We start from the raw sequence: 8,809 nt of genomic DNA, 5'->3' as shown, positions 1-8,809 counted from the left end.
CTCGACGTCGACGACGACCCGCGTGACGTCGAGCAGGTAGCCGGGCTCGCGAGTCAGCACCACGCCGTCCGCACCGGCCAGCTCCAGCGCCCTGCGGACCTTCGCGACGTGCCCCTGCAACGTCTTCGTCCCCGTCGGCGGCACGTCCTCGCCCCACAGGCCGTCGACGAGCGCCGATCTGGACACCATCCGGCCGGTTCTCAACGCCAGCATCGCGAACACCGCACGCCGCCGCGCCCCGCCGAAGTGCACGGGACCCTCCGGCCCGCGAACCTCCAGCGGTCCGAGCAACCGCACCTCGATCGTCATCACCATTCCCCTCCCCTTGGCCACAAGAAGAGGCGTGCCACCGGTGTGCCGCGCCGTGGCACATAACGTTTCGATATACCGACCGACCACTCGGTCGGGGCTTCTGGTGTGCTGGGCTCATGGACATCGAGAAGGCGATCACCAGCCTGGATCTGCGACGGAAAGTGCGGCTGCTGACCGGTTCCGCGCTGTTCGCGCTGTGGGCCGAGCCGGAGATCGGGCTGGCGTCGCTGAAGCTGTCCGACGGCCCCACCGGCGTGCGCGGCGCCGAACTCAGGGGCGGCACGATCGCCTGCGTGCTGCCGAACGCCACGCTGCTGGCCCAGCACTGGGACGTCGCGCTGGCCCACGAGGTCGGCGAGGTGCTCGCGGACGAGGCGGCCGCGCAACAGGTGCACGTCGTGCTCGGCCCGACGATCAACCTGCACCGCACACCGCTCGGCGGCCGGCTCTTCGAGGCCTACAGCGAGGATCCGCTGCTGACCGGCGCGCTCGCCGCCGCGTACGTGCGCGGTCTGCAGGGCAAGGGCATCGCGGCGACGCCGAAGCACTACGTGGCCAACGAGTCCGAGACCGAACGCCGCACGGCGAGCTCGGAGCTGGACGAGAAGACGTTGCGCGAGGTGTACCTGCTGCCGTTCGAGATCGTCGTCCAGGACGCCGCGCCGTGGGCGATCATGGCGGCCTACAACAAGGTCAACGGCGTCCCCGCGACCGAGCACACCGACCTGGTCGAGGGCGTGCTCAAGGGCGAGTGGGGTTTCGACGGGCTGGTCATGTCCGACTGGTTCGCCACCCAGTCCACGGCCGAGAGCGCGAACGGCGGTCTCGACCTCGTGATGCCCGGTCCGGGCGGGCCGTGGGAGGACGAGCTCGTCGCGGCCGTCGAGGCGGGCGAGGTCGCCGAGTCGGTCATCGACGACCACCTGAACCGGCTGCTGCTCCTGGCTTCACGCACCGGTGCGTTCGGCGCGCAGCGCTCGTGGCCGGAAGACCTCCCCGCGCCGGACAGCGCCATCAGGCGTGAGCAGCTGCGGAGGTTCGCCGCCGGTGGCATGACCGTGCTGACGAACAACGGTGTGCTGCCGTTGGACGCGCCACGGGTCGCGTTGATCGGCCGGCACGCGATCGAGACCGTCGCCCAGGGCGGTGGCTCGGCCGGGGTGCGGCCACCGCACGTCATCTCCGTCGCCGACGGCCTGACCTCGTTGCTGGGCGAGCGGGTGTCCGTTGTGGACGGTGTGGAGGTCCGGTTCCGGCACGCCTCTCCTGGCACCGGTGTGCTGCGGGACATCCGGGCCACCACGTTCGACGCGGCCGGCGAGGTGCTGGCGTCGCGCGAGATGGAGATCGCCGAACTCGCGGCGTACGGCGGCTGGGCGCAGGGTGCCGCGTCGATCGAGGTGTCCGGCGAGGTCGTGCTGTCCGAGCCGACGCGCATGCAGGTCGGCGTGCGCGGGTTCGGCGACTGGACGCTGGAGGTCGCCGGCGAGTCGCACGCCACGCGCCTGGCCTGGGCGGACGGCATCGTGGAGGAAGCGCTGCTGAAGCCGCCGTTCTGGACGACCGAGGTGCTCCTCTCCCCCGGCGACCGCGTCACGGCCCGCGTCCGCGAGTCCGCCGCGCTGGTCGGTCTGATCACCCGGCCGGTCCCCCTGCCTCCCGCCGACGCGATCGGCGCCGCGGTCAGGGCCGCGCGCGAGGCGGACGTCGCGGTCGTGGTCGTCGGCCTGACCGAGGAGCAGGAGACCGAGGGCTTCGACAAGACCACGCTGGCGCTGCCGGGCGAGCAGGACGCGTTGGTCGCGGCGGTGGCGGCGGTCGCCCGGCGCACAGTGGTCGTGGTGAACGCGGCGACACCGATCCTGATGCCGTGGCTCGCGCAGGTCGACGCCGTGCTGTGGGCGGGTCTGCCGGGCCAGGAAGCCGGTGACGCCGTGGCGGCCGCGCTGCTCGGCCACGTCGAACCGGCCGGGCGGTTGGTCACCACGTTCCCGCGCGCGGACTCCGACGCGCTGACCCCGGTGCCGGTCGACGGCGTGCTGCCGTACACCGAGGGCACGGCGATCGGGTACCGCGGCGCCTCCGACCCGTTGTTCTGGTTCGGCCACGGTCTTGGCTACACCACCTGGGAGTACGGTGAGGCGTCCATTGTGGACGGCACGGTGTCCGTGCGGCTCACCAACACCGGCACCCGGCCGGGGCGCGAGGTCGTGCAGGTCTACCTGCGGCCGGACGACGAACCGGTGCGGTTGATCGGCTGGACCGTCGCGGACGTCGGCCCTGGTGACACCGTGCAGGTCGAGGTGCGGTGTGAGGCGCGGGCGCAGCGGGTGTGGGGGGACGGCTGGCAGCCGTTGCGCGGCGGCGAGCTGCTGATCGCCCGCGGGCTCGGCGACGTCCGGGTTACCCTGCGGGCCGATCAGGAGTGAGGTGAGCGGTGTCGTTCCCGCCCAGGTACCGGGCCAAGTCGCGGGTGGACCTCTCGGGTGAGGAGTCCAGGGCGAAGGCGGTGGCCGTCGCGACCGAACTGTTCGCGACGGCGGGCTTCAAGGGCACGTCGGTCGCCGCTGTCGCGGCCAGGACCGGCCTGTCGCAATCCGGTCTGCTGCACCACTTCCCCAGCAAGGCGGCGTTGCTCGCGGCCGTGCTCGAGGAACGCGACCGGCAGGACGGCGACTTCCTGACCGGCACCACCGCGCCGCCGTTGGGGTGGGCCGCGTTCGACGCGCTGACCGCGCTGGTGGCGCGCAACTCGACGCGGCCTCACCTCGTCGGGTTGTTCGTGCGGCTCGCGGCCGAGGGCACGGAACCGTCGCATCCGGCGCACGCGTGGGTGAAGCAGCATTACGCGAGCATCCGCACCTGGCTGACCGCAGCCGTGCGCACCGGCCAGGAACGCGGGGAGATCGCGGCGGAGGCACCCGTCGACACACTGGTGCGCACGACGATCGCGGTGATCGACGGGTTGCAGCAGCAGTGGTTGCTGCAACCGGACGAAGTGGCGATGGCCGCGGAATTCGAGGCGTTCGCGGACACTTTGCGGGCTCGCTGGAGTACCCTCGACGCCGGGTGAAGTCATGTGCATTTCTCAGTGGCGGTGCTGAACTTCCACGGTATGCAGGCACTCGACGCGTGGCTGGTGGGCCACGACGCGGGCCTGGTCCTGCAGAGTCCTGATCCGGACAGTCCCCATCCCCTCCTGAACGGCCGTGTCGTGGCGCAGCATCCCGCGCCCGGCACGCCGGTCGAACGCTGGGCCGCGGTGACCGTCTGGATCGAGGGCGGCGGTGATGGCGGCGGTGTGCGCGAGCCGCGACGGCCGTTGCCTCGGCACCTGGAAGCTACGAAGTACTTCGACGAGTGTGGTTGAACAACAGGTTGAGCACGAAGGCGGTCAGCGCCGCGCTCGTGATGGCGCTGCCGCCGATCACCTGTGCCCACGCCGGGAACGACTGGTAGATCTTCGGGGCCACGACCGGGAGCAGGCCGACCCCGATCGTCACCGCGATGATCAGCAGGTTCCCGGTGTCCTCGAAGTCCACCCGGCGCAGGATCCCGATGCCCACGGCGGCGACCGTGGCGAACATGACCAGCCCGGCCGCGCCGACCACCGGCCCCGGCAGGGCGGCGACGATCTCGCCGAGCTTCGGGATCAGGCCCAGCACCACCAGAATCGCGCCGGCGACCGCGGCGACGTAGCGGCTGCGCACCTTGGTGATGCCGACGAGACCGACGTTCTGGCCGAAAACGGTGTCCAGGAACCCGTTCATGATCCCACCCAGCACCCCGGAGACGCCCTCGGCCGCCAGACCGCGCGCCAGGTCCTTCGACGTGACCGGACGGCCGGTCATCTCGCCGACCGCGAGCATGTCTGCGGTGGACTCGGTGAAGGTCACCAGCATCACGACGCACATGGAGAGCACCGCGGCCAACGGGAACTGCGGCGCGCCGAAGTGGAACGGCTGGGCGATCCCCAGCCACGCGGCGCCGCCCACGTTCGAGAAATCGGTCATGCCCAGGAAGATCGCCGCGATCGTGCCGCCGACCAGGCCGATCAGCACGCCCAGTTGCCCGAGCAGGCCGCGCGCGAACCGTCCGACGAGCACGATCACCAGCACGATGCCGAACGCCAGCGCGAGTTCCCTGCCGGAACCCACCCCGTCCTGGCCCGTGATCAGCCCGGCCCCCACGCCGATGAGCGACAACCCGATCACCGTGATCACCGAGCCGGTGACGACGGGCGGAAAGAACCGGACGGCTCGGGCGAACGGCACCGCGACCAGGATCCCGAACACACCGGCGGCGAGCATCGAGCCGTAGACCGCCTGCACGCCGTACTGGCCCGCGATCAGGATCATCGGCGTCACGGCGGTGAACGTCGCGCCGGCCACGACCGGCAGCCGGATGCCCAGGACGTTACCGATCCCGAGCGACTGCAGCAGCGTGATCAGGCCCGCCACCAGCAGATCGGCGTTCACCAGCAGGCCGATGGTGTGGGTGTCGAGGCCGGCGGCGGCGCCGAAGACGAGCGGCACCGTGACGCAGCCGGTGTACATGGCGAGGACGTGCTGCAAACCGAGCAGTCCGAGCCTGGCAGGTGGCAGAACCTCGTCGACCGGATGCTTGAGAGCCATGCGGATGTGTTTAGTGCCTGGTCGTTGCGGTGACATCACGCCGGGGAGAACTCGCCCGCTCAGCGGTACGTTCGGGGGCATGACCGAGCCGGTGACGCCGTTGACGCCGCGTCCGGTGCGGATCGCGTCCGTCGGCCAGTGGTGGCGTGACGTGACGTTCCTGCACTGGGCCGTGCCGCCGGAGTCGGTCGCGGGGTTCCTGCCCGCGGGCACCCGGCCGGACGTGCTGAACGGCGTCACGTACGTCGGCCTGGTGCCGTTCCGGATGCACCCGATCGGCGGCACGGTCGGGCCGCGGCTGCCCTACGTCGGCACGTTCTGCGAGACCAACGTCCGCCTCTACTCGGTCGACGACGCCGGTCGGCGCGGGGTCGTGTTCCTGTCCCTCGACGCCAGCCGCATCGTCCCGGTGATGGGCGCCCGGCTCAGTTCGCGGTTGCCGTACAAGTGGTCGTCGATGCGGTTGAAACGCTCCGGCGACGTGCTCACCTACACCTGCCGGCGCATCTGGCCGGAGCCTCGCGGCACGTCGAGCCGGGTGGTGGTACGGGTGGGGCGGCCGATCGAACCCGACGAGCTCAGCCGCTTCCTCACCGCCCGCTGGGGCCTGCACGTGTCCTGGTACGGCAGGACGATCTACCTGCCCAACGACCATCCGGAGTGGCGGCTGCACGAGGCCGAACTGCTGGACCTCGACGACGGCCTGGTGGCAGCCGCCGGACCGGGAGCCCCCCAGGGACCCCCGGTCAGCGTGCTGCACTCGCCCGGCGTGCCGGTTCGATTCGGCGTGCCGTCGAAGTAGGTGGTGGCCCGGCCCAGTCTGGGGGACCCGTCCGGGCCACCGGTCTTGCGGTAGGTGGCCGACGTGCGCGGTGACTTTCACACGTCGGCCGGGTTCTTGGGGGAACCGGACCCGGTCACTGCGCCGACCCCCTGTCCCAGGTCTTCTCGGGCCCGGCGGCGCAGGTTCCGGATCTGAGTACAAAGGTGCCAGGAGACGCGCACAGATTTCGCCCAGGCCGCGCACAGACGGCCTGGGCGTGCGCGAGGATGGCTTGTCCGAACGACCCCGAACATCAAGGAGAAATGCACCTGTGGAGTTCCTGCTGCTCGGCTCGCTGGCGGTACGGCGGACGGGCACACCGCTGGAGCTGGGCGGACCACGGCAACGCGCCGTGCTCACGATGCTGTTGCTGCACGCCAACGAAGCCGTCAGCGTCGCACAGCTGACTGAGGCGGTCTGGGACTCACCGCCGGTGTCACCGGAGTCGAACCTGCGCACCTACGTGGCAGGGTTGCGCAAGGTTCTCGGCGAACGGCTGATCACCCGGCCCGGTCACGGCTACCAGCTCGTCGTCGAGCCCGGTGAGCTCGACCTGGACGCGTTCGAGCGACTTGTGCGGTCGGGCGAGGAAGCCGCGGCGGACGGCGACGCCAAGGGCGCCGCGGACCTGTTCGCCCAGGCGCTGGCCAGGTGGCACGGGGTTCCGACCGCTGAGCTGTCCGCAGGTCCGTTGCTGCGCGCGGAGTTCACGCGGCTGCAGGAGAAACGGCTGACCGCGGTCGAGCGGTACGCGAAGGCGGCGCTGGAACTGGGCCGGTTCGACGACGTGATCGACCGGCTGCGGCGGGAGACGGCGCAGCACCCGTTGCGCGAGGAGCTGTGGGCGCAGCTGATGCTGGCGCTGGACCGCTCCGGGCGTCGTGGTGAGGCGCTGGAGGCCTATGCGGCCGCGCGCAAGCACATGGTCGAGCAGGTCGGCGTGGAGCCGGGCGCCCGGCTGCGGCAGTTGCAGCAGGTGATCCTCGAAAGCCGGGTGCCCTCGCCGGCGGCTCTGAACGCGCACCGCCAGCTGCCGATGGACATCGCCGAGTTCACCGGCCGTGAGTCGGAGCTGCGGCGGCTGTGCGAGCCGGGCCCGCACTCGACGGTCGTGATCTCCGCGATCGAGGGCATGGCCGGCGTCGGCAAGACGAAACTGGCCGTGCGGGCGGCACATCAGCTCGTGTCGCGCTATCCGGACGTGCAGCTGTGGGCCGATCTGCACGGCTTCGACGCGGACGAACTCCCGGCGGACCCCGCGGCGGTGCTGGAGAGCTTCCTGCGCCTGCTGGGCGTGCCGGGCGGGCAGATCCCGGAGTCGCTGGAGTCACGCGCGGCGTTGTACCGCGACCGGCTGGCGGGCAAGCGCGCGTTGGTGCTGCTGGACAACGCGGCGGGCGAGGACCAGATCCGGCCGTTGCTGCCCGGCGGTGCGTCGTGCCTGGTGCTGGTCACCAGCCGCCGCACGCTGTTGCGGCTCGACGGGGTGAAGTCGCTGTCGCTGGACGTCTTCACGCCCGGCGAGGCGGTCAGGCTGCTGGCGCGCATCGCCGGTGAGGATCGGGTGAACGCCGACCGCGAGGCGGCCGAACGCGTCGCGGAGCTGTGCGGGCACCTGCCGATCGCCGTGGCGCTGGCCGCCAAACGGCTCGCCCGCCGTCCACAGTGGACCGTGCTGGACCTGGTGGCCCAGCTGGAAAGAGGGGGCGGTCTCGGTGCGCGGGGCGTGTTCGACCTCTCGTACCAGGCGTTGCCTGAGCACCAGAGGCGCCTGTTTCGACTCCTCGGGCTCCACCCGGGAGAGGACGTCACGGCCGAATCCGCCGCCGCCCTCGCCGGGCTGACCGCGTACGAGGCCGAGGACCTGCTGGAGACGTTGCTCGACGAACACCTGCTGCAGCAGCACACACCTGGGCGTTACGGATTGCACGACCTGTTGCGCGCGTACGCCGTTGAACAGGTCACGGCCGCCGAGCCGCCGCCTGCCCGTTCGCTGGTGCGGCGGCGGGTGATGGACTGGTACGTGCACACGTCGTGGCAGAGCGCGCAGCAGCTGAACCCGCAGCGCAAGCTGGAGATCCGGCCTGCGGACCCGGCCGTGCACCCCCGCACGTTCGCCGACCGGGATGCCGCCTTGCTGTGGTGCGACACCGAACGCGCGAACCTCGTCGCGGCCATCCGCGAGGCGGCCGAGCACGGGCTGCCGGAACACTCCTGGACCCTCGCCCAGTGCCTGTGGGACTTCTTCAACCTCCGCAAGCACTGGGCCGACTGGATCGACACGCACGGGGTCGCGCTGGCCGCGGCGCGTTCGGTGGGCGACCGCAGTGCCGAGGGCCGGATGCTGATCACCTTGGGCATCGCGTTGCGCGAGGTCCGGCGGCACGACGAGTCCATCGAGTGCTACCAGCAGGCGTTGGCGATCTTCCGCGCGATCGGCGACAAATCGCGGCAGGAGCCGACGCTGAACAACCTCGGCATCGTGTACATGGTGCAGAAGCGGGTCGACGACGCGTTGTCGTGCTTCGAGCAGGCGGCCGAGATCGCCCGTGAGCTGGGCAACCTGCACACGGAAGCGGTGATGCTGAACAACATCGCCCTGCTGCACGCCGACGCCGGCCGGTTCGACGTCGCGCTGGCCCGCTACCTGCGGGCGTTGGAGATCCGGCAGGAGGTCAAGGACCCGTACAGCGAGGCGATCCTGCTCAACAACATCGGCGAGGTGTACCGGGGGTTGGCCGACTTCCCGCAGGCGGCGTCGTACATCGACCGGGCGCTGGAGACGTTCCGGGCGATCGGCGACCTGTACGGGCAGGCCGAGGCGCTGGACAACCTGGGGCTGGCGCTGGACGGCCTCGGGGACCGGCGCGGGGCGGAGAAGTGCTGGCTGGAGTCCGTGACGCTGTTCGAGGAGCTGGGCGAACCGAGGGCGGACGAGGTCCGCGCCCGGCTCTAGGCGTCTGCAAGTACCACCAACCGATGATCAAACCGCCGGTAACTGCAACCAACCTGTTCGACGAGCGCCGAACAGGTTGGTTGC

General features: G+C 70.9%; 7 protein-coding genes. 5 read left to right on the top strand and 2 right to left on the bottom strand.

Annotated features, from left to right (window positions below; translation table 11 throughout):
• Positions 1 to 309, bottom strand: a 309-nt coding sequence (locus B0F77_RS28485; protein WP_211294065.1) for an AfsR/SARP family transcriptional regulator, incomplete at its 3' end; no start/stop codon positions are given.
• Positions 310 to 428: 119 nt separating this feature from the next.
• Between B0F77_RS28485 and B0F77_RS28480 the strand changes: the two genes are divergently transcribed.
• From B0F77_RS28480 to B0F77_RS49130, 3 genes are read left to right on the top strand one after another with little or no spacing between them, the layout of a single operon-like run.
• On the top strand, positions 429 to 2,741 hold the full coding sequence (locus B0F77_RS28480; RefSeq protein ID WP_086666073.1) for a glycoside hydrolase family 3 protein: 2,313 nt from the start codon (positions 429 to 431) through the stop codon (positions 2,739 to 2,741).
• 8 nt (positions 2,742 to 2,749) lie between these two features.
• Entirely contained in the window at positions 2,750 to 3,385 is a 636-nt protein-coding gene (locus B0F77_RS28475; RefSeq protein WP_086666072.1) for a TetR/AcrR family transcriptional regulator, read from the top strand.
• Positions 3,386 to 3,391: 6 nt separating this feature from the next.
• Positions 3,392 to 3,682, top strand: a complete 291-nt coding sequence (locus tag B0F77_RS49130) for a PASTA domain-containing protein (RefSeq protein WP_211294064.1) — start codon at positions 3,392 to 3,394, stop codon at positions 3,680 to 3,682.
• Here B0F77_RS49130 and B0F77_RS28465 read toward each other — a convergent pair.
• Positions 3,654 to 4,946, bottom strand: a complete 1,293-nt coding sequence (locus B0F77_RS28465; RefSeq protein WP_086666071.1) for a nucleobase:cation symporter-2 family protein — start codon at positions 4,944 to 4,946, stop codon at positions 3,654 to 3,656. The two genes, B0F77_RS49130 and B0F77_RS28465, sit on opposite strands and share 29 nt — an antisense overlap.
• Before the next feature lie 79 nt (positions 4,947 to 5,025).
• Here B0F77_RS28465 and B0F77_RS28460 point away from each other — a divergent pair, with 79 nt between their 5' ends.
• Entirely contained in the window at positions 5,026 to 5,748 is a 723-nt protein-coding gene (locus tag B0F77_RS28460) for a YqjF family protein (RefSeq protein WP_086666070.1), read from the top strand.
• A 292-nt stretch (positions 5,749 to 6,040) separates the two neighbouring features.
• On the top strand, positions 6,041 to 8,725 hold the full coding sequence (locus tag B0F77_RS28455; RefSeq protein WP_086666069.1) for an AfsR/SARP family transcriptional regulator: 2,685 nt from the start codon (positions 6,041 to 6,043) through the stop codon (positions 8,723 to 8,725).
• The last annotated feature ends 84 nt before the right edge of the window (positions 8,726 to 8,809 follow it).

Source organism: Lentzea kentuckyensis (assembly GCF_002150765.1).
Classification (GTDB): domain Bacteria; phylum Actinomycetota; class Actinomycetes; order Mycobacteriales; family Pseudonocardiaceae; genus Lentzea; species Lentzea kentuckyensis.
Note: the sequence above shows the minus strand (reverse complement) of the source record. Positions and strands in the feature narration are given on the sequence as shown.

Excerpts from the sequence above, each read along its gene's own strand:
- B0F77_RS28480 (WP_086666073.1), top strand. The coding sequence starts at position 429 with ATGGACATCGAGAAGGCGATCACCAGCCTGGATCTGCGACGGAAAGTG.
- B0F77_RS28465 (WP_086666071.1), bottom strand. The coding sequence starts at position 4,946 with ATGGCTCTCAAGCATCCGGTCGACGAGGTTCTGCCACCTGCCAGGCTC.
- B0F77_RS28460 (WP_086666070.1), top strand. The coding sequence starts at position 5,026 with ATGACCGAGCCGGTGACGCCGTTGACGCCGCGTCCGGTGCGGATCGCG.